The organism is Maribacter aquimarinus (assembly GCF_047345505.1).
In the GTDB taxonomy this organism is placed as follows: domain Bacteria; phylum Bacteroidota; class Bacteroidia; order Flavobacteriales; family Flavobacteriaceae; genus Maribacter.
In genome coordinates this window covers 18,280-38,975 of sequence record NZ_JBLFEO010000017.1, presented here as the reverse complement: position 1 = coordinate 38,975, position 20,696 = coordinate 18,280, and the positions used below count along the sequence as shown (strand labels likewise).

The 20,696-nt window shown below is 52.4% G+C and carries 17 protein-coding genes; 4 read left to right on the top strand and 13 right to left on the bottom strand.

Annotated features, from left to right (window positions below; genetic code table 11):
- Positions 1–80: 80 nt before the first annotated feature.
- Positions 81–986 carry a GYDIA family GHMP kinase gene (locus ACKWCC_RS12635; protein ID WP_413996305.1) on the bottom strand — a complete coding sequence of 302 codons (906 nt, stop codon included), beginning with the start codon at positions 984–986 and terminating at the stop codon, positions 81–83.
- Positions 967–2,349: a hydroxymethylglutaryl-CoA reductase, degradative gene (locus tag ACKWCC_RS12630; protein WP_413996354.1), complete on the bottom strand. Its 1,383-nt coding sequence runs from the start codon at positions 2,347–2,349 to the stop codon at positions 967–969. Before ACKWCC_RS12630 ends, ACKWCC_RS12635 begins: the two co-directional genes overlap by 20 nt.
- A 126-nt stretch (positions 2,350–2,475) precedes the next feature.
- Here ACKWCC_RS12630 and ACKWCC_RS12625 point away from each other — a divergent pair, with 126 nt between their 5' ends.
- Together ACKWCC_RS12625 and ACKWCC_RS12620 are read left to right on the top strand one after the other, a co-directional pair.
- Entirely contained in the window at positions 2,476–4,641 is a 2,166-nt protein-coding gene (locus ACKWCC_RS12625; RefSeq protein ID WP_413996304.1) for a S9 family peptidase, read from the top strand.
- An 86-nt stretch (positions 4,642–4,727) separates the two neighbouring features.
- Entirely contained in the window at positions 4,728–6,260 is a 1,533-nt protein-coding gene (locus ACKWCC_RS12620; protein ID WP_413996303.1) for a peptide MFS transporter, read from the top strand.
- 121 nt (positions 6,261–6,381) lie between these two features.
- Here the strand turns inward: ACKWCC_RS12620 and ACKWCC_RS12615 are convergent, their stop codons facing one another.
- The 5 genes from ACKWCC_RS12615 to surE all read right to left on the bottom strand — a co-directional run bounded on the left by ACKWCC_RS12615 (position 6,382) and on the right by surE (position 11,578).
- Complete coding sequence (locus ACKWCC_RS12615; protein WP_413996302.1) at positions 6,382–8,400, bottom strand: ComEC/Rec2 family competence protein; 2,019 nt, start codon at positions 8,398–8,400, stop codon at positions 6,382–6,384.
- Positions 8,401–8,601: 201 nt separating this feature from the next.
- The gene (locus tag ACKWCC_RS12610; RefSeq protein WP_413996301.1) at positions 8,602–9,177 is read right to left on the bottom strand and encodes a C40 family peptidase; all 576 of its coding nucleotides are present in this window, start codon (positions 9,175–9,177) and stop codon (positions 8,602–8,604) included.
- 66 nt (positions 9,178–9,243) lie between these two features.
- Positions 9,244–10,362 carry a lipid-A-disaccharide synthase gene (lpxB, locus tag ACKWCC_RS12605; RefSeq protein ID WP_413996300.1) on the bottom strand — a complete coding sequence of 373 codons (1,119 nt, stop codon included), beginning with the start codon at positions 10,360–10,362 and terminating at the stop codon, positions 9,244–9,246.
- An 85-nt stretch (positions 10,363–10,447) separates the two neighbouring features.
- A complete protein-coding gene (locus ACKWCC_RS12600) occupies positions 10,448–10,732 on the bottom strand; it encodes a hypothetical protein (protein WP_413996299.1) in 285 nt (94 codons plus the stop codon).
- Positions 10,733–10,798: 66 nt separating this feature from the next.
- Complete coding sequence (gene surE / locus ACKWCC_RS12595) at positions 10,799–11,578, bottom strand: 5'/3'-nucleotidase SurE (protein ID WP_413996298.1); 780 nt, start codon at positions 11,576–11,578, stop codon at positions 10,799–10,801.
- A gap of 199 nt (positions 11,579–11,777) precedes the next feature.
- Here surE and ACKWCC_RS12590 point away from each other — a divergent pair, with 199 nt between their 5' ends.
- A complete protein-coding gene (locus ACKWCC_RS12590; protein ID WP_413996297.1) occupies positions 11,778–13,946 on the top strand; it encodes a carboxy terminal-processing peptidase in 2,169 nt (722 codons plus the stop codon).
- A gap of 111 nt (positions 13,947–14,057) precedes the next feature.
- On the opposite strand, the gene msrA is transcribed toward ACKWCC_RS12590, so the two are convergent.
- Positions 14,058–14,597, bottom strand: a complete 540-nt coding sequence (msrA, locus tag ACKWCC_RS12585) for a peptide-methionine (S)-S-oxide reductase MsrA (protein ID WP_413996296.1) — start codon at positions 14,595–14,597, stop codon at positions 14,058–14,060.
- 4 nt (positions 14,598–14,601) lie between these two features.
- Entirely contained in the window at positions 14,602–15,048 is a 447-nt protein-coding gene (msrB, locus tag ACKWCC_RS12580; RefSeq protein WP_413996295.1) for a peptide-methionine (R)-S-oxide reductase MsrB, read from the bottom strand.
- Between the two features lie 79 nt (positions 15,049–15,127).
- On the opposite strand from msrB, the gene ACKWCC_RS12575 reads away from it, so the two are divergent.
- The gene (locus tag ACKWCC_RS12575) at positions 15,128–15,940 is read left to right on the top strand and encodes a DNA/RNA non-specific endonuclease (RefSeq protein ID WP_413996294.1); all 813 of its coding nucleotides are present in this window, start codon (positions 15,128–15,130) and stop codon (positions 15,938–15,940) included.
- Positions 15,941–16,109: 169 nt separating this feature from the next.
- On the opposite strand, the gene rodA is transcribed toward ACKWCC_RS12575, so the two are convergent.
- From rodA to mreC, 4 genes are read right to left on the bottom strand one after another with little or no spacing between them, the layout of a single operon-like run.
- Positions 16,110–17,393 carry a rod shape-determining protein RodA gene (rodA, locus tag ACKWCC_RS12570; RefSeq protein WP_413996293.1) on the bottom strand — a complete coding sequence of 428 codons (1,284 nt, stop codon included), beginning with the start codon at positions 17,391–17,393 and terminating at the stop codon, positions 16,110–16,112.
- Positions 17,383–19,251: a peptidoglycan D,D-transpeptidase FtsI family protein gene (locus tag ACKWCC_RS12565; RefSeq protein WP_413996292.1), complete on the bottom strand. Its 1,869-nt coding sequence runs from the start codon at positions 19,249–19,251 to the stop codon at positions 17,383–17,385. The genes rodA and ACKWCC_RS12565 overlap by 11 nt, the downstream gene beginning before the upstream one ends.
- Positions 19,248–19,757 carry a rod shape-determining protein MreD gene (mreD, locus tag ACKWCC_RS12560; protein ID WP_413996291.1) on the bottom strand — a complete coding sequence of 170 codons (510 nt, stop codon included), beginning with the start codon at positions 19,755–19,757 and terminating at the stop codon, positions 19,248–19,250. The genes ACKWCC_RS12565 and mreD overlap by 4 nt, the downstream gene beginning before the upstream one ends.
- Positions 19,747–20,571 carry a rod shape-determining protein MreC gene (mreC, locus tag ACKWCC_RS12555; RefSeq protein WP_413996290.1) on the bottom strand — a complete coding sequence of 275 codons (825 nt, stop codon included), beginning with the start codon at positions 20,569–20,571 and terminating at the stop codon, positions 19,747–19,749. The genes mreD and mreC overlap by 11 nt, the downstream gene beginning before the upstream one ends.
- Positions 20,572–20,696: the final 125 nt, after the last annotated feature.

Genomic DNA, 20,696 nt, shown 5'->3' with positions numbered 1-20,696 from the left:
ATTGGAGATGGATCGGCCGGGGCCTATGGTCCATTGGGAACGGGCATGGAACCCTGGCGGATGCCCCCAAAGAAATAAATCTAAAGAAGCATTTTGGAAAAGGGAATGACCGTGCCAAACCCCTTGGCTTCAAAATAGGACCGGGTGTTTTCATTGCCCGTGGCCATCACAAAATCGCCGCCCCAAGCGCCCAGGCTCTTTATGGCGCCAAAATAGTCGGGGAACAAGCGTTCCTTTACCGGGGCAATCTCAAGGGTTTTGGATAGCAGGGCTTCGTGTTCTTCCATCAGGTCTTGGAACAGCGGTAGGTCGCGGCAGTCCACAAAGGCTTGGGTGAGCCGGCTCACTTCTTGGAAAAATTGGGTTGCGGCGGTTTTGGCCCGGTATGCCGCAATGGCCGTGCGGCTGTTCTGTTTTTGGTTCAGGTGCACAAAGAACAGCTGGGAAGCAAAGGGAGGCGTAAAGTGCACCGGTACCACGACCGGATTTTTCTTGGCATCCAGGGCATAGACAATGGGGTCGTTACCAACTGCGCAGGCAATGTCATAACCACTTCCACCAAAGGTCTGCTCCAAAAGGGCGTAGGCGTTTACGCCGGTCCATTGGGCCACATTGTTGATCAAGGTGCTAGAGGTGCCCAGGCCCCAATGGGCCGGAAAATCGCGTGTGGTCTCCACGCTTTGGCCATTGGGGCTGTCCATCCAGTTGGGATTGAGCCCTTTGGCTGCCTTGAGGATGGAGGTAAGGCGGGTGGCCACGGCATCATCCGTGCTGGATGTTGGTTCAAGATCCACATTGAAATGGGCTTGGAACCAAATTTTGCCGGTCTCGTCCTTGGCCTGCCATGAAAGCCCTTTTTCCTTTTGCTCCTTTACCCGTAGCGCCTGTCCGTAGCGGGTGGGCACGGCCAGGCCGCTTGCCCCGTCCAGAATGGCGTATTCTCCCGTGATCAATAATTTGCCGTTGCTATAAAACCGATGCCCCATTGTTCTTTCTCAAGGATTCCAGGGCATTGATGGCCCCGCGGTGGGTAACCGTGTTTGTTTTAAAATGGGCAATGAGAAGGGCTTTTTCCGCTTCCGTGGCCTCTAGCTGGTTCAGGATGTTGAGCAGGTGCATTTTCATATGGCCCTTCTGTATTCCCGTGGTGACGAGCGAGCTCACGGCGGCAAAGTTTTGGGCCAATCCGGCCACGGCAACGATCTGCATCAGTTCTTCCGCGCTGGGGTGTTGTAAGATTTCCAGGTTCAGTTTTACCAGTGGGTGCAGTTTTGTGAGGCCGCCCACCGTTCCCAAGGCCAGGGGAAGTTCGATCCAAAAAGTGAACTGGCCATCCTGGATCTTCGCATGGGTAAGGCTGCCATACCGGCCGTCTTTGGCGGCATAGGCGTGGGCGGCGGCCTCCACGGCCCGGAAATCGTTGCCGGTGGCCAGGACAACGGCATCCACTCCGTTCATGATGCCCTTGTTATGGGTTACGGCCCGGTAGGGAGAGGCCTGGGCAATGTTCACGGCACGCACCATTTTTTGGGCAAAGGCCAAGGGCGAAACGGTTTCGGAAATGTCCAGTTCGGAGATGGGACAGCTCACCGATGCCCTTACCATACAGTTGGGAACGTAGTTGGAGAGTATGGACATTACCACCTCAATGGCACGTTCTTCCTCATTAAAGCCAACATATCCTGCGCTTTCCCTTTTTAGGGTCTCGGCAAATTGTTCCAAGCAACTATTTATAAAATTGGCCCCCATGGCGTCCTTGGTCTCAAAAGTGCAGTGCAATTGGTAGTACCCCGGCAACCTGTCGGTAAGGTCCCTGAGGGCAATGTCCTTGATGCCGCCCCCGCGTTTGGACATGCTCTCGGTAATGCCAAGGGTGTCTTCCAGGAATTTGGGCCTTATTTGGTCTATAAAGGTTTGGAGCTTGGCCGTGCCGCCGGCAAAGAAAAAATGTACCTGCCCCACTTTTTCCGTGCCCAGTACCTCTGCGGTGAACCCGCCGCGATCCAACCAGAACTTTGCCGCCTTGCTGGCCGCCGCCACCACGGAGCTTTCCTCAATGGCCATGGGGATGGCGTACAAGTTTCCATTGATCAGAAAATTGGGGGCAATGCCCAGGGGCATGTATTGGTTGGTGATGGTGTTCTCTATGAACTCATCGTGCAGTTGCTGTAGTTTGGGGTCCTCGTTCCAATAGGCGCTCAGGAGCTGGGCGGCCCTTTCCGGGTCTTGGGTGTATCGGGAAACGATCCACGATATTTTTTCTTGTTTGCTCAGTTTGGAGAAACCTTGTATGGGCTCCGTCATGCGTTCCTTGGTTTTACCGCCAGAGGGCTTTTTGCTTTTGTGCAACAAAGATAACCAAATTGCCCCTTTGGCGGGCCAATGGCGTTAAAATGGACTTCTTTTTTTGGGTAAAAGGGGGTTTTTTCGGGAAAATGTGGTAAACTTGGTAGCTTATACAAAAACAATTCCCTTATGCGCAATTTTAAGTTCATGGCCTTTCTCTTTTTTCTGATGGCCACCTTACTGACCGCCCAAAAGAAAACGGTTTCCGTGGAGGAGATCTACAATGGTTCCTTTCGTACCCAGGGTCTGGATGCCCTACGTTCCCTGAACAACGGTGAGGAATATACCGTGCTTAATTTTGATAGGGCCACGGGAAACAGCAGCGTGGATGTGTACGACTATGCCACCCAGGGCAAGGTAAGGACCTTGGTGTCTTCGACAGATCTAAAAGACCTGCCCCGCTTTAGTTCGTATGAGTTCAATGCAGATGAGAGCAAGATGCTGTTGGCCACCGAGGTGGAGTCCATTTATCGCAGATCTACCCTGGGCTATTTTTATGTGTACGATGTCAAGGACAAAAGCTTGGTGAAGATTTCGGACCAGAAGATACAGGAACCCGTACTCTCGCCAGACGGCACAAAAGTGGCCTACGCACTCAACAATGACCTATATCTATTGGACCTTGCCACGAAAAACACCAGGCAGCTCACCCAAGATGGGAAAAAGAACGCCATTATAAACGGCATCACGGACTGGGTCTATGAAGAGGAATTTGCCTTTGTGCGCGCGTTCGATTGGAACAGTGACGGGAGCAAAATTGCTTTTTTAAGGTTCGATGAGAGCCGGGTGCCCGAGTTTTCCATGGATGTTTACGGGACGGGGCTCTATCCGGATCAGACCGTGTTCAAGTACCCCAAGGCCGGTGAGGACAATGCCCTGGTTTCCCTACATCTATTGGATGTGGCTTCGGGCAATACCGAGAAAGTGAATTTGGGGGATCCGTACTACATTCCCCGCATCAAGTGGATGAACAATCCCAGGCACCTTAGCGTACAGACCATCAACAGACATCAAAATCATTTGAAATTGCATCGGGTGGATGTTCTTGACAACTCCAGTACGGTGCTCTTGGAAGAAAAGGATGCGGCCTATGTGGACGTTACGGACGACCTCACCTTTTTGGCCGATGACAGTTTCATATGGACGTCCGAAAAGGATGGCTGGAACCACATTTACCTCTACGGCCCGGACGGGGAGCTTATGAACCAGATCACCCAAGGGGAGTGGGAGGTTACCCGCTATTACGGATACGACCAAAATGAGGACAGGGTCTATTACCAATCCACCGAAAACGGTTCCATTAACCGTGGGGTGTACAGCGTGGAGAGCAACGGTAAAAAGAAACGCGCCCTGGCCGCTGAGCCGGGCACCAATGCAGCCGATTTCAGCGCAGATTTCACCTACTTCATAAACACCTATTCCAGCGCCACGGTGCCCAACACCTATACCCTGCACCGTGCCCTGACCGGGAAGCAGCTCACCGAGATCAAGAACAACAGTGCCCTTTTGGCAAAATTGGAAGACTATGCCATTAGTCCAAAGGAATTTTCCACCATAAGCATCAATGGCAACGATTTGAACATGTACATGTTAAAGCCCCTGGACTTTGACCCCAACAAGGAATATCCTCTCTTTATGTACCAGTACAGCGGGCCCGGCTCCCAAAATGTGGCCAACAGATGGATGTCCGGCAATGACTACTGGCACCAGAAATTGGTGGCCGAAGGCTATATCGTGGCCTGTGTGGACGGACGCGGCACCGGATACAAGGGGCGCGACTTTAAAAAGGCCACCTATATGAATTTGGTGAAATACGAGACCGAGGACCAAATTGCGGCGGCCAGGGAATTGAGCAAGCTGGCCTATATTGATGAAGATCGCACCGGTATTTGGGGCTGGAGCTTTGGGGGGCACATGGCCACCAACTGCCTCCTGAAGGGCAATGATGTTTTTGAAATGGCCATTGCCGTGGCACCCGTTACCTCTTGGCGCTTTTACGATACCATCTATACTGAACGCTTTATGCGCACCCCGGCCGAGAACCCTTCTGGCTACGACGATAATTCGCCCTTTAACTACCCCGAGCTCCTAAAGGGGAAGTACCTCTTGGTGCACGGGTCCGGAGACGACAATGTGCACGTACAGAACACCATGCGCATGATCGAGGCCCTGGTGCAGGCCAACAAGCCTTTTGAGTGGGCCATTTACCCGGACAAGAACCACGGCATCTATGGGGGCAACACCCGGGTGCACCTGTACAACAAGATGAGCAAATTTGTCAGGGAAAATCTTTGAACCGGCAATACGGCGCGCACTAGGGGCGCCATTGCCCCGGAACAGGGGCACTGTGCCACCGCAACAAAACCAATGAAACCAACAATATGGAAACACATGGCATAAGGCCACCTCATGAGCGGGAACTGTTTGGCCACCCCGTAGGACTTTACTTTTTGTTTTTTACCGAACTATGGGAACGGTTTTCCTATTACGGCATGCGGGCCCTGCTCACCCTGTTCCTTACCGCCGCCGTCATGTCTGACAATCCCGGTTGGGGCTGGGAAGAGTCCGAGGCCATTAACCTCTACAAGTGGTACACCACCTTGGTGTATCTGGCCTCCATTCCCGGCGGCCTCATTGCCGACCGTATTTTTGGACAGAAGAAAACGGTGATGATCGGGGGTGTGCTACTCTGTATAGGGCACTTGGTGCTGGCCTTTCCGCCGGCCTGGGCGTTCTACACGGGGCTTGGGTTCATCATTGCCGGAGTGGGCTGCCTTAAGCCCAATATTTCCACCATGGTGGGCGGTCTTTACCCAAGGGGAGACAGCAGAAGGGACGTTGGCTTCACCATTTTTTACATAGGCATCAACATAGGGGCGTTCCTGGCCGGTATCATCATCGGTACGGTTGGGGAGAACATCAACTGGCACTATGGCTTTGGCATGGCGGGCATAGGGATGCTCATTGGCCAGATCGTGTACGTTTGGGGGCAGAAATACCTGAAGCCCGTGGGCAATAAGCCCGGTAGCGCAGACAGTAGCGAGGAAGAGAAAGAAGCCCAGAAAAGACCCCTTAACGCCGTGGAGAAAGATAGAATGAAGGTGATCTTCATTTCCTTTCTGATGATCATTGTGTTCTGGGGCGCCTTTGAACAGGCCGGCGGCCTTATGAACATCTACGCCAAGGAAAAAACCAACCGGCTCACCGATCTGTTGAACATAGACATCATCTTACTGGGGCTTACCGGGCTCATGGTGGTCAAGGCCCTGCTGGCCTACCGAAAGGACAGAAAAAGCGGCACGGGATGGTTCATTGGGGCCGGGGTGATCGGTGCCCTCTTCTTGGTGCTCAAAGTGTATGTCTTTACCATAGATCCCTACGAAGTGCCGGCCACCTGGTTCCAGTCCGTAAACTCCTTTTTTATCTTCACCCTGGGCTTGCCCGTTGCCCTGTTCTGGGTATGGTGGAAAAACCGGGGAAAGGAAAGCAGCTCGCTCTTTAAAATGGCCATAGGCATCATCATCATGGGCCTTGGCTTTGTGTTCATGTCCAAGGCTTCCCTGGAATTCGAGGAGGTGGGCAAATCTGCCATGATATGGCTGGTGCTGGCCTATCTTTTCCACACCATTGGGGAATTGTGCGCCTCACCGGTGGCACTGTCCTTTGTGACCAAACTGTCTCCCGTAAAATATGCGGGCTTTATGATGGGGGCCTATTTTGCCGCAACGGGCCTGGGCAATTTTGTGGCGGGAAGCATAGGGGAGCAAATCAAGAATTTTTCTGAATTTCAGCTCTTTACCGGCATCACGATCTTCTGTGTCATTTTTGGTCTTTTGGTGCTGTTGATTCTAAAGCCCTTGAAACGATTGACGCACGGGGCAGAGGAGGAAGGATCCGAACTGTTGGCCCATTGATTGGCACCGCCAAAGGGTTTGATACTCCGAGGCTTGCCCCGAAATTAAAATTCAGTTTCTTATGAATGCCTCGTGGGCTTGCCCCGAGGTAGGTTACTTTTTTTCATCGGGCCGCCATCTTTCAATGGGGCCCTTTAAAATAAAAAGCACCCTTTTTGCCCGTGTGGTGAAAAGGGATGTTTTGTTTTTTGGCACTGGTGGCCCACCGGTTCACCGAACTGTTGTAGTTGCTGCCATCGGCAACAATTTGCTTTGGGCGGAGCGCCAACAGGGCCCGATCGAAATTGATTCTAGGGTTGCCGGTGACGATCAAGGTGTGCACGCGTTTCCCGGGGGGATAGATGCCGGTGCTGTCCATGACATAGATGGGTGCGCCCTGGTGTTCATAACTGTTTCGCAAAGGCTGGGAAACCACCTCGCCAAGGCCTTCACCGATCTTAAAATCCCTTACGGCAACATGCCCTTCCAGTCCATCTCCATAAATGTGGAGGGTTGGTCCCCGTTGTTCCCAAATGCCGGAGGCACCGGACACGTGCGGTATCACCAATGCCTGTTTCTTAGCCATTTGCCACTGGCCCAGGTGATGGTGCAACTGGAATGCCCCAACCGTACAGAGCAGGGCAACCAAGCGCTTATGGGTGGGCCTTTGCAGCACGTGGCCCAAGGCCAGCACCAAGAGAAAGGCCAGGAAGACCTGGAAATCATCAAACGGAATATCCTTGAACACAAAGGCTTCTTGCGAAGCCACCCAGGACACCACCGTGTTCATCGTGGCGATCACCTGCCGGAAGAGTTCCGCCAAAAGGGAGGGCAGGGCATTGGCCAAGGCCAAGAAAATCACCAGAATGCCCAGACCCAGAACAAGGCCCATTCCGGGAATCAACAAAAGGTTGCTCACAAAAAAGAGGCCTGGGAACTGATGGAAATAGAACAAGCTTATGGGCAGTACGCCAAGCTGGGCGGCAATGCTCACGGCCAAAAGTTGCCAAAGGTAGCGCAGGGCCCTGCTCTTTGGCCGCCACCATCTTTGCAGTATGGGGTAGAGCCAGACAATGGCAAATACCGCCGCATAGCTCATCTGAAAGCCCACTTGATAAATGAGGCGGGGATCAAACAACAAAAGAAGGAACAGTAGGGAGAGCGCCAAGATGTTAAAGCTGCTGCTGGGACGGTTAAGGTGCATGGCATAGGCCACAAAACTGAACATGGTGCAAGCCCGGATCAATGAGGGTGAGCCACCGGCAAGAAAGGCGAAAGCCCAGAGGAGCCCCACGGTAAGGACCAATGTTAAGGGCCTACCGCCGGCCAGCCGCTTCAAGGGAGACAGCAAAAAGTTGATGAGGAGCAAGAGAATGCCAATATGGAGGCCGGAGAGGGCCAAGATGTGTACGGCCCCTGCGTCCTTGTAATCGTCATAGGTGCTGTCTGAGATTTGATCCCTTTGCCCCAAGAAAAGGGCCCTTACCACGGCAAGTTCATCACCGGAAAAACCGGCATCGGTCAAACGGGCCGTGATGTGGTTGCGCAGTCTTTCGGCCGCGCCGATCGTAGTTGCGGAGGGCTGCTGCCTCACCACCATCTCCTTGGGCGCCGCTCGGATGCTCCGGTGCACTCCCAAATGGGCCATATATTGCCCATAATGGAACTGATAAGGGTTGGGAGGCGCCTTAAAGGGAGTAAAGGGGGCAAAGGCAATGATTTCGTCATCTACCTTTAGCAGGGGCATGGTGTCCTTTTTTGTAAGTGTAAAGAGCACCTTGCCCTCGGTGGTCAAATGGTTCACGGCATCTACCCTGGCAATGTACCGATGGGCGTAGGGGCTGTGCTTTAAGGTCTCCACGATCTTTAGCTGTACGGACTGTGGGCCTTCCCCGAGATAGTGCGTGTAGTGTCTTTTTTGGTTGGATGGGTCCGTGAGGGCCATGGACAGCATGCCCAGGACCAAGGTGGTGCCCCCAGCCAGGAAACCAAATACGGGCGAATTTTTAGTGGTCTTTCCCAAACTGATGGCCATCGCCGTGAGCAGCAGGGCCAAGAGCAAAAACAAGGCGATGACGGGAAGACGCAATAGGTCTTCCAAAAGAATGCCCAGGATGAGAAAAAAGGCCAATTTTATGGGGACGTAGTCCAGCAGTCTCATGGGTGTTCAGGGGTGATGGTTACCATTCATCGGCATCGCCAAAGGGTTTGCTACTCGGAGGCTTGCCCCGAGGTGGTTTACCCAATTTTTCCAACCAGTTTCCCAGTGGTGTCAAAATGGGACAGGGTCTTCAGGGGGCGTTGGGCGGTGGTTCCCTTTAACTGCTTGCCGCCGTGGTTTTGCCTTGACTTTGGGCGTGCGCTAAAGCACCCTGGTGGCCTTCACGAAGGCACTGTTCCAATATCCTTCCCGCAAGGAGGAAACGATGACGCCACGGGAGGTGGAGGCATGGATGAATTTGATGTCCTTACCGTCCACATCCACCACCATGCCCACGTGATTGATCCTCTTGGCTCGTTTGGTGGTCTTGAAAAAGAGCAGATCGCCCTTGGCCACATTGCCCAAGCGTATCTTTTGGCCCTTGCTTGCCATATGGAAAGAGGTTCGGGGCAGGGGCACGTCATGCTTGGCAAAGGACACGTACAGCAGTCCGGAACAATCCATTCCCTTTTTGGTGGTGCCCCCAAATTTATAGCGCACCCCACTAAAGGTCAGTGCGGTGTTGATGATGTCCTCTGCCTTTTTGCTTCCGGCCAAGGGTAGGGCGGTATCGCCGCTGTTGCCGGCCACCGCCGTTGGGCGCTCTCCCGTTCTTGCCTCATGTGCCGCGGCCACCGAAACGGTACGGTTCTCCTTTGCCGTCTTCCCTTTTTTAAGGGCGTTGCATCCCACAAGGAAAAGGAAAAGGGTAAAAAGGGAAACTGTGCGCGGACTCATCATGCCTATGGAAGTGTCTGTTCATCAAAATTAACAAAATATTCCATATTCTTGGTTTCCATGGCATCAGGAACCCTTCAGGGAAGTGTAGATATGGTGTGCCGCTTTGTTGCTGGCGCCCGTACCGCCCAGTTTTTGGCGCAAGGCCGCGTACGCTTCCAGCATGTGTCCCCTTTCGGGCCCATGGATGATCTTGGAAAGTTCCCGGTACAGGTTTTCCTCGGTAAAATCGTTCTGTACCAGTTCCTTTACCACCTCCCGGTCCATGATCAAGTTTACCAGGGAGATGAAGCGCAGGGTAATGATCCGCCGGGCAATTTGGTAAGAGAGCCAATGGGCCTTGTAGCAGACCACTTGGGGCACCATGAACAGTGCGGTTTCCAAGGTGGCCGTGCCACTGGTTACCAAAGCTGCTTGGGCATGCCCTAAAAGGGAATAGGTCTGGTTGTCTATAAAACGGACACCGGCATTTTTGGTCAGCTGCCGGTAAAAATCGGCTTCCAGGCTGGGCGCTCCGGCAATGACGAATTGGTGTTCCGGAAACCTGGGCACCAGGGACAGCATGCCCTCCAACATCTTGGCCACCTCCTGTTTTCTGCTCCCGGGCAATAGGGCAATGATGGGCTTTTCGGGATGGAGCCCGTGTTGCTCCACAAAGTCGTCCCTGCTCGTTTCCCTTTGTTGTGCAATGGCATCAATGAGCGGGTGGCCCACAAAGGTCACGTTGTAGCCCCGTGCCCGGTAAAAAGCCTTTTCAAAAGGTAGGATCACGTACATGGCATCTATGTCCCGCTTGATCTTTTCCACCCGCCCCGCCCGGGAGGCCCATACTTGGGGCGAGATGTAGTAATTGGTCCTAAAACCTGTCTTTTTTGCCCATTTGGCAATTTTTAGGTTAAAGCCGGAGTAGTCTATGAAAATCACCACATCTGGCGCAAACTGGGCAATGTCCTTTTTGCAGAAACGGATGTTCTGGACAATGGTGCCCAGGTTTAAAAGGACCTCCATGAACCCCATAAAGGCCAGTTCCTTGTAGTGTTTGGCCAGGGTGCCCCCGGCGGCTTGCATCAGGTCGCCGCCCCAACAACGCACTTGCGCTTGGGCATCTTCTTTTTTTAAGGCCTTGATCAGGTTGGAGCCGTGAAGGTCCCCGCTGGCCTCACCTGCAATGATGTAGTACTTCATGGCATTGTTGCTTTGCTGTGGTGCATGCGCTGATATCCCCGGATGGTGCAGGGGTACGGCCCATATGGGTCAGGGCGGTCCATTCCTAGAACAGTTTATAGCCAAGAATGAGCAGGGCCGTGCCCAGGGTGGCGATCAGCACCCCTTTGGCCCGGTGGTCCCTGCGCAGTTTCAGAAAGCCAAAGAAGGCCACCAGGTTCAAGATGGCGCCCAGTGCCAGGAGACTGCCCACGTGGCCTTGCTGCACGGCCGCCTCCCAGGTGGCGGCAATGTCCATGTCAGAGAACAGGGTCATGTAGAGCAGGGTGCCAAAGCCATTGGCTATGATGCCCACCAAGATCCCTATGATCAATTCCTTTTTAGTGTTCATGCGTGTTTTGTTGGTTGTTGTGTTCAAATCAAGGCCGTAGGTTTCGTTCCGGGGAAGCCCTTGCCGTTAGGGGCCAAAGTCCCACTGGTTCAGTTCCCGTATGGCGTGGTGGGCCGTAAGGTCAAATTGGGTGGGCACCACGGATACATAGCCTTGCTCCAGTGCCCATACATCGGTGTCCTGGCCCTCGTCCAAGAGCTCAAACCGTCCGGTTAGCCAATAGTAGTCCTTGCCGTTGGGATTGGTTCTCTTGTCAAATTTTTCGTTCCAATTGGCCCGTGCCTGCCGGCAGACCTTTATGCCCTTAAGGGCCTCTTTTGGCAGGTCCGGAATGTTCACGTTGAGCACCACGTCCTTGGGCATGGGATGTTCCAGGGCCTGTTCCACGATGGTTTTCACCAAGTCGCTGCCGGGCTCAAAATTGGCGTTCCAGTTGTAGTCGCACAAAGAGAAACCAATGGCGGGCACCCCTTCTATACCGGCTTCCACGGCGGCGCTCATGGTGCCGGAATACAGTACGTTTATGGAGTGGTTGGCGCCGTGGTTAATGCCGCTCACGCAAAGGTCCGGCCTCCTGGGAAGGATTTCCTTGAGGGCCAATTTCACGCAATCTGCCGGGGTGCCGCTGCAACTGTACTCCACCACATTGGGGTGGGCCATATCTTGCCGCATTCTTTTGGAATACAAAGTGCTGTCCAACGTAATGGCGTGGCCCATACCGGATTGCGGACTGTCCGGCGCCACCACATAGACCTCCCCCAGTTGGTTCATCAAAGAGACCAAGGTACGAAGCCCTGGAGCGGTAATGCCATCATCATTGGTGACCAATATCAAGGGTTTGGACATAGATTATACTTTAGCCCACAAAAATACGTTTTTATTGATGATGCCCCCGAGCGTTGCCGTTTAACAAAAAATTAATCCCAAAGCCCCGGCATGGCATGGTTTTTTCTTTATCTTAGGGAATTGTACCCTCGGCGGTGCTTTTTCCCTGGAAAGGAATATCATTTCTGGTTTGGGTACAAGCAAAAAAAAATACCTTTTTATGAAAAGAAATTTCGCTTTTTTTATGGCCATTATGCTGGTGGCCTTCGCCTCTTGTGGCAATACCAACAAGTCTTTTGAAAATGATGACAAGGACAAACTGCTGGTAGAGCTCATTACCTATGTACTGGGAAAACTGCACTATGAGCCCAAAGAGATCAACGACGACTTCTCCGTGAGCGTCTTTGAGGATTTTATAGATGTGCTGGATCCCACCAAAAGGTATTTTTTGGCCTCGGACATTGCGGAGTTTGAACAATATAAGTTTCAGATCGATGACGAGATAAAGAATACCGACATCACCTTCTTCAACATCGTGCACGAGCGGTTGATGCAACGTATGGAAGAGGCCAAGGACATCTACAAGGAGGTTTTGGCCCAGCCTTTTGATTACACCCTGGACGAGACCATCAACATCAATTATGAAGAAGTGCCCTTTGCCGCCAACAGGCAGGAACTGGTGGAGCGTTGGAGGCAACAGTTAAAGTACGCCACCTTGGGCACCTATGATGACAAGATCAAGCATATGGAGGGCGGGGATGTTGCCGCCAAGGATGGCCCAGAGGCCGACTTTGGGGTGAACGATGACCATGACCACAGTGCCCATACCCCGGAGGAAGCCGAGCGCGAAGCCAGGGAAGCCACCCTGACCACTCTGGATGAATTTTTCGATTTTGTGGACGATCTGGAGCGAAAGGATTGGTTTGTACAGTACATCAATACGGTGGTGGACGAGTTTGATCCGCACACCTATTATTTTGCCCCCCAGGACAAGGAACGTTTTGACATGAGCATGTCCGGCAAGTTCGAGGGCATCGGGGCCAGATTGCAGAAAAAGCCCAGTGGCGCCAAGATCGTGGAGATCATTTCCGGCGGACCCGTATGGCGGGACCAACGCCTGGAGGTGGGCGATGAGATCATTAAAGTGGGACAGGGCGATGAGGAACCCATTAACATTGTGGGCATGCGCCTGGATGATGCCATAAAGCTCATCAAGGGCGAAAAGGGCAGCGTGGTGAACCTGATCGTGCGCAAGGTGGATGGATCCTTGGATGAGGTGTCCCTGACCCGGGATGTGGTGGAGCTGGAGGAATCCTACGCCAAATCATCGACCATACTAAAGGGCGATAAGAAATTCGGCATCATCAACCTCCCAAAATTTTATGTGGATTTTGATGATTACAGCGAGCGCAACGCCGCATCCGATGTGGCCAAGGAAGTGGAACGACTGAAACAAGAGGGCGTAAAAGGACTCATTTTGGACCTTAGGGACAATGGCGGGGGTTCCTTGAAGACCGTGGTGGAAATGGCAGGTCTGTTCATCAAGGATGGCCCCGTGGTGCAAGTGCAGAGCAGTGGCAAGGGCAAGGACATCTATGAGGACAAGGACGAGCGCGTGCAATGGGACGGCCCCTTGGTGATCTTGGTGAACGAGCTCTCCGCTTCGGCCTCCGAGATTTTGGCGGCCGCCATGCAGGACTACAAGCGCGGAGTGGTGATCGGCAGCAAGCATACCTTTGGCAAGGGAACCGTACAGAACGTTATTCCCCTGAACAACATTGTGCGCAGCAATGAGCACGGCGATCTGGGCGCCATTAAGCTCACCACCCAAAAATTCTATCGCGTTACCGGTGGCTCTACCCAATTGGAAGGGGTGCAGAGCGATGTGGTGGTGCCGGACAAGTACAGCTATATAGACCTGGGAGAGCGGGATCAGAGCAATCCCCTTCCCTGGGACAAGATATCCCCGGCAGATTTTGAGGTTTGGAACGGCTACATAGACTATGAAAAGACCATAGCCAACAGCATGGCCAGGATGGCCGCTAACCCCCAGATAAAGCTTATTGAGGAAAATGCCAGATGGATCAAGGCGCAACAGGACGAAACGGAAATCTCCTTGAACTATGCCAAATACAAGGCAGAGACCATAAAGGACAAAGAGATCTCCGAGCGGTTCAAAACCTTGTCCAATTATGATTCCAAGCTCACCTTTTCTTCCCTGAAGTACGAGAAGGAACTGTTTACCAAAGATTCCGTTCTCCGCGAAAAAAGAGATCGTTGGCACAAAAACCTGGCCAAGGACGTGTATGTGGAAGAGGCGGTTAACGTGCTCCAAGACTTAAAAATGAGCAACATAAAGAACCAAAAACTGGCCAGTGTAAAGGATTAGTTTTTTACGAAACCTTTTAAGAACCCACTTTTTCAAAGGTGGGTTTTTTGTTTGGTTTTGGTTGGGAAGGGCGTCCCGTGGGAAAGATAAAGCCCCATATGTGCCCTACGTTTAGCGAAACAGTTCCGTATGGGCAGATTTCAGCGCATTCAGTTTGGGCGCTATGTTGCGTTTGCAGTAAGGGGCATCCGTATTTTTCCCAAAGTAGTCCTGGTGTGCTTCCTCGGCCTCGAAGAATAGGGTCAGGGGGCGCAAGAGGGTGGTTATGGGACGTTCAAAATGGGGCGCCATCCCTTTCAGTACGGATTGGGCAATGGTGCGCTGTTGCTCGTTATGGTAAAAAATGGCAGAGCGGTACTGGCTGCCCAGATAGGAGTTTTTCTCTGGAGGTATGGTGGGGTCGTGCATGTGCAGGAACAACCGCAACAGCTCCTCGTAGGACAGATCGCGGCGGCGGAACCTGAGCTGTACCACTTCCATGTGTCCGGTGCGCCCCGAGCTCACTTCGGCATAGGTGGGCCTTCCCGGTACATGGCCGCCGGTAAAACCGGAAACGGCACCGACAACGCCCTTCAATTGCCTAAAGATCCCCTCAATGCACCAAAAACACCCGCCTCCCAAGGTGGCCGTTTCCGTTTGGGAACTGGCCATGGCCCTATTCTTTTTCCATTTGCATGGAGGCGGAGTTGATGCAGTACCGCAGCCCGCTGGGCTCCGGACCGTCCGGGAACACATGGCCCAAATGGGCATCGCAGGTATTGCACTGCACCTCCACGCGCACCATCCCAAAGGAAGTGTCCTTTATGTACTTAATGGCATTTTCTGCAATGGGCTGGGTAAAACTGGGCCATCCCGTACCGGATTCAAACTTAATCCCACTGTCAAAAAGCGGGGTGCCACAACAGACGCAGTTGTACTTGCCGGCGTCATGGGTGCTGCAGAGCGCACCGGAATGTGGGGCTTCCGTACCGTGCTGCCTGGTTACCCTAAATTCTTCTGGGGTCAGCTGTTCCTTCCATTGGGCCTCTGATTTTTCCACGCGCCGATCGGGTGCCGGGTTCCCGTGGACCGAAAAATGGATAACGTCTTTCCAAGTGAGCATCGTATTCTTTCTTTTGAAGGTTGTATTCGTGGCCCGTGCCATCTTACGGGATATGGCAAAATTAACCTATTTTTGGCGAATGCGAGGCCCATCAAAGAACAGAACCATATACACTGTCTTGTTGGCGGTCTGCGTTGTGGGCTTTTGGTTGTTCGATAATTTCTATGCCCCCGCATCTTATTCAGAGAACGCCGGGGAGGACAAGAACGGGGCCCTGCCAAAGGAGTTTGTTCCCAGTGCCACGGAGGCCATGGTGGTGCACCACAGCCACTACTCGCTCTCTTACAGGGAGGGTTTTGAGCAGGCAGAGTGGGTGGCCTACGTCCTTACCCGGGAACATCTTACCCAAGACGACCGTGAACGTCCGTTCTTTATAGAAGATCCCTGGGTAAAGACCAAATCTGCCGATTGGCGCAACTATAAAAACTCAGGGTATGACCGGGGGCATTTGGTGCCCGCCGGAGACCGGCGCTTTTCAGAGCAGGCCTACAACGAAACCTTTTACACCAGCAATATAAGTCCGCAAAACCGGCACTTCAATGCCGGTCTTTGGAACCGTTTGGAGATGCAGGTGCGCCGTTGGGCCAAGCGCTACGGCACCCTTTACGTGTTCACCGGCGGGGTACTGGAAAAAGGGCTTTGGGAGATTGGGGAAGAAGACGTGGACGTGCCCCGCCTTTTCTATAAGATCGTGGCCAAGGAACGCCGGGGCAAATGGGAGGTGGTGGCTTTTTTAATGCCCAATCAGGAAAAAACCGATGCTTTGGAAAGTTTCACGGTTTCCGTGGACGAGGTGGAGCAACGTACGGGCATTGATTTCTTTCCGGGGCTGGATCCGGCCGTGGAGGCCCGTTTGGAAAGCGGTATGAACCAGGGCCAGTGGGCCTATTGAAGCCAGATTAAGCAATAGAAATTCCTTTACGGCTGCAAATCCCTGCGAAAACCGATCGCTTCGCCGTCCCTGGCCCGATCACCTTGGCCAGGGCCATGCCCCGATCGCAAAAGTCCTGATGTCATTGGGGGTTGCACCTTCATCGCAAACCTCCAATACATGATCTGGGTCAAAAGCTGTCCTTGAGCCGGTTGGTATCCAGTTTTAGGAAAATAAAGAGGAGTACCGTAAAAAAGAGCAGTCCAGAACCACCGTAACTAAAGAAGGGCAAGGGGATGCCAATGGTGGGCAAAACCCCGATCACCATCCCAATGTTAATGCAGTAGTGCACAAAGAGGATCGAGATCACCCCATAGCCGTACATTCTGGAAAAATCGTTTTTTTGCCGTTCTGCCAAGGTCACCAAGCGCAGAAAAAGTAGGGTAAAGAGAACGATCACGGTGGCCGTGCCCACAAAGCCCCACTCTTCGCCCACGGTACTGAAGATGTAGTCGGTGTGCTGCTCGGGCACAAAGTCGCCCTTGGTGCGGGTGCCCTCCAGATAACCTTTGCCAAAGAAGCCGCCGGATTCTATGGCTTTCTCGGACTGGTAGGTGTTGTAGCCAATGGTCTTGCGGATTTGTTCCAGCTTTTTCGGGTCTTTTTCCAGGCGCAACCACAGACTGAACCGGTCCCTGTGCCGTTGCTCAAACATGTTCTCGAACACGAAATTTACCGAGAGGGAGAACAAAACAACCAATACGGCCGTGACGGCCAAGGGCAAAAGGGGCACCTTAAAGGTTTTCTTTTTCACCAGAAAGAGCAGGGCTAGGGCCAGCACCAGCCCAATGCTCACCCAGATGGTACCGTACTTCAGGGTCAGGATGAAGACCAGTACCAAAACCAGGCCAATGAGCAGGTAAAACAAGGGAAGGCCTTCCCTGAAAACCACGAACACCAGGGCAAAGAAGACCAGCGCACTTCCCGGATCGGGCTGGGGTATGATCAGCAATGCCGGGACAAGAAAGATCAGCAGGGCATAGAGTTGGTCCTTTCCGCGCTTTATGTCCGTTTGTATGTCGCTCAGGTACTTGGCCAGGGCCAATGCCGTGGTGATCTTTGCCAGCTCGGAGGGCTGGAAGTTCATAAAGCCAAGATCGTACCAAGAGGTGGCGCCTGCTATGGTCTTGCCAAAGACAAACAGTCCCAACAGGGCCACCAGGGAAATGAGGTAGAAAATACTGGAAAAACGCTCGTAAAAATTGATTTCAAGGGCCAATACCACAACTATGGAGGCCAAGCTAAGGCCAATGAACAGCAGTTGTTTGCCGTGCAGGGTGCCCAGGTCAAAGGCAGATTCGTTGGCTTCGGTAAAGGTGGTGGAATAGATGTTGAGCCAACCAATGGCCACCAGGCTCAAATAAATAAGGACGGACAGCCAGTCTATGCGCTTTAAGACCGACTTACCAGGCATATTCGTTGATCTTGAAATCTTCGCCGCTGTAGGGCTTGGCGTATTCGTGCTCCAAGGTCCTCTCCAACATTCTTTTCTCCAGGTCTTTTCTGGAGATCTCGCCCTTCAGGTATTTTTCGATCATGAGACTGGCAATGTGGCCGGCATAGCGTGCGCCGTAGTAGCCGTTCTCCACATAGACCGCAATGGCAATCTTTGGGTCTTCCACAGGGGCAAAGGCCACAAAGACCGAATGGTCCGTAAGTTGCTTCCTTTCCCCGTCAATTTTGGTAAAGTTCTCCACTGTTCCCGTTTTACCGGCAATGGTTACGCCCGGTATTTGCAATCTCCGCGCGGTTCCCTTGTTGTACACATCGGCCATGCCCTGTACCACGGTCTCAAAATGTTCCCGGTCTATGGTGGTATGCTTGGCCTCCGTGAATTTGGGATCCTTTATGGGTTTTCCCTCAATCTTTTTAAGAATGTGCGGGGTGTAGAAAAAGCCCCTATTGGCAATGGCCGCCGTCATGTTGGCCAGTTGTACCGGAGTCAATAGGATTTCGCCCTGTCCTATGGCATTGGAAATGATGTAGGAGGAGCTCCATCTGCCATCGCCGTACCAACGGTCATAGTATTCCTTGCTGGGAATCCTTCCTTTTTGGCCAAAAGGCAGGTCGTACCCCAGGTAATCTCCAAGGCCAAAACTTCTGAGGTGGCCCTCCCAAGCATCCATTCCCTCGTCCGTGGTGTCGTATTTTTCAAAAATTTTCCGGAAGGCCGTTGCAAAATAAGCATTGCAAGATTTACTGATGCCATCCAGAAGACCACGGGTGCCGCCCCCGCAGTGGCAGCCCCTTTTTTTTCGGCCCACATAAAAGCCGTTGTAGCACCTTACCTTGGTATCCGTGTCCAATACCCCTTCCTGCAGGGCCACCAGGGCGTTCATTACCTTAAAGGGCGAACCCGGCGGTTGCTGGGCGTGTATGGAGCGGTCCCAGGTAGGGTTGGCAATGGTGTCATTGTAGAGTTGGGTGTAGTTCTTGGAGCGCTTGCGGCCCACCAACAGTGAGGGGTCATAGGTGGGTCCGGAAATCATGCTCAGTATTTCCCCTGAGGCCGGTTCCAGGGCCACGATGCCGCCCCACTTGCCCTTCATAAGAAGTTCGCCGTATTCCTGCAGCTCCTTGTCCAGCGTAATGCTGATCTGTTTTCCCTGCTCCGGGAGGGTGTCCAGGGCGCCTTCCTTGTAAGGGCCTATGTCCCGGTTAAAACGGTCTTTTTGTATGTACTGTACGCCTTTTCTGCCCCGCAGCAGGTCTTCATAATAACGTTCCACACCCGTTCTGCCCTTGAGCTCCCCCTGCACGTAGTACTTGTTGCGGGCAAGGTCCGTTGCATTTACTTCACTGATGTAGCCCAGGACATTGGCGGCACTCTTGGTGTTGTAGTAGCGCAAAGAGCGTTTCTGTATGTAAAAGCCTTCGTACTTGCGCATTTTTTCTTGGAGCTGGGCGTAGTCTTCCTTGCTCAGTTGGGGCACCAGCACAGAGGGCAGCCGTGGGGAGTACACCCTTGCCCTGTGGAGTTGCTTTATGAATCTTTCCTTGTCAATGCCCAAGAGCGAACAAAACTCCAGCGTGTCCAACGGCTTTACCTCACGCGGAATGACCATGACGTCATAGGCCGGATCGTTGCCCACCAGCAGTTCCCCGTTCCTGTCATAGATATAGCCCCTTTCCGGATAATCATAGATGGCTTTTATGGCAGGGTCCTCCAACACTTGATCGGGAGAGAAACTGAATATCTGCAAATAGGACAGACGACTCAGAAAGGTGAGTCCTATGATTACAATGATGGATGACAAGAGTATTTTTCTCATTCCTTCTTTGTGCTAAACAGTTCGCTGAACAATATGCATAAAATTAAGGACGCCAGGCCAACCACCAAAGTTTTTTTGAGCACCACGCCCATTTCGGTAAGGTCAAAGCGTTCCAGGGCAAAATAAACCGCGTGGTGCAGTACTATCAATAACGCCAAAAAGGTGAATTGTTGTGCCTTGGTGGAGTTGTTTATCTTAAAACTCTGAAATTCATAGTTTACCCCAAAAATAGAGCGCATCAAGGTGGGCCGGGCATAGGCAATGGTGGCCGTGGCCGCGGCGTTTACCGCCATGGTGTCCGAGAAAATATCCACGCACAGCCCCAACAAAAAGCTCAGGAAAATAAAAAGGGCCCGGTTTTCCTTTATGGGATACCAGTACAGGAACAACAGGTACACCATGGGGTTGATGAACCCAAAATAGTTGAGCTTGTTAAAGATCAGCACTTGTACCAATAGCAGCAGCAAGAAGCGGAACAGGATAAGAAAAAACGTACTATTGGCCATCTTCTTCCGTTTTGCGCTGCAGTTCCAGAATTTCCGAGCGGTTGTAATTTTTGATGACGTAGATATGGCCCAAATTGCTCATATCATTGAAAAGGAGCACATCTATGGCATAAAAACTGTTGGAGCTGTCCAGATCAAACTTTGAAATGGTGCCTATGGGAATGTTCTCCGGAAAGATGCTGCTCATGGCCCCCGTGACAATGGTGTCCCCAATGGTAAGGGGCACCAATCTCGGGATGTCCACCAATTGTGCCGTTCTGTAATCTTGGGTGTTCCAGACCAGCGAACCAAAATGGTTGGAATTCTTGATTTTTGCGTTGATGTTCGATTTTTCGTTCAAAATACTCTGTACGGTGGCGTAGTTGGCCGAGGTGTTTTCCACGATGCCCAAGATGCCCAGATCGGTGATCACGCCCATGTCCTGGCGCAAGCTGTCCTTTTCGCCCTTGTTGATGGTGATGTAGTTCCTTGCCGCGGCATAGTTGTTGTTGATCACCCGTCCGCGAACAAGGCCATATTGCAATAAAGTGCTGTCCACTCCAATGGGTGGAAGGGACTTGGACAAGTTGAAGAGCCTGGTCCTTAATTTTAGGTTTTCGGCCGCCAGGCGTTCGTTCTCTTCCCTTAGGCCAAAGTAGGAGCTAAAATTGTCCGTGGCTTCAAATAGGGCCCCGGATATGGCATTGGCAGAATTGAGAAATTTAGATTGGTGGTAGGAGTGCGTCTGTACGGTGAGCGCAAGGGAAATGACCAAAAGCAGGAAGTAAAGCAGGAAGGTTTTGTTCCGTATCAGAAAGTTGATGATCTGCTGCATGCCCCACTACCTTTTCAATTATGGCGTCTTTTTACCAATACCGTCTTGTTTTGTTCTTGAAATGCGCCCAGGTCGGTACTTTACCGTGCGGTCATGCTCCTTGCCCCATCTTTTTTTGGCATGAC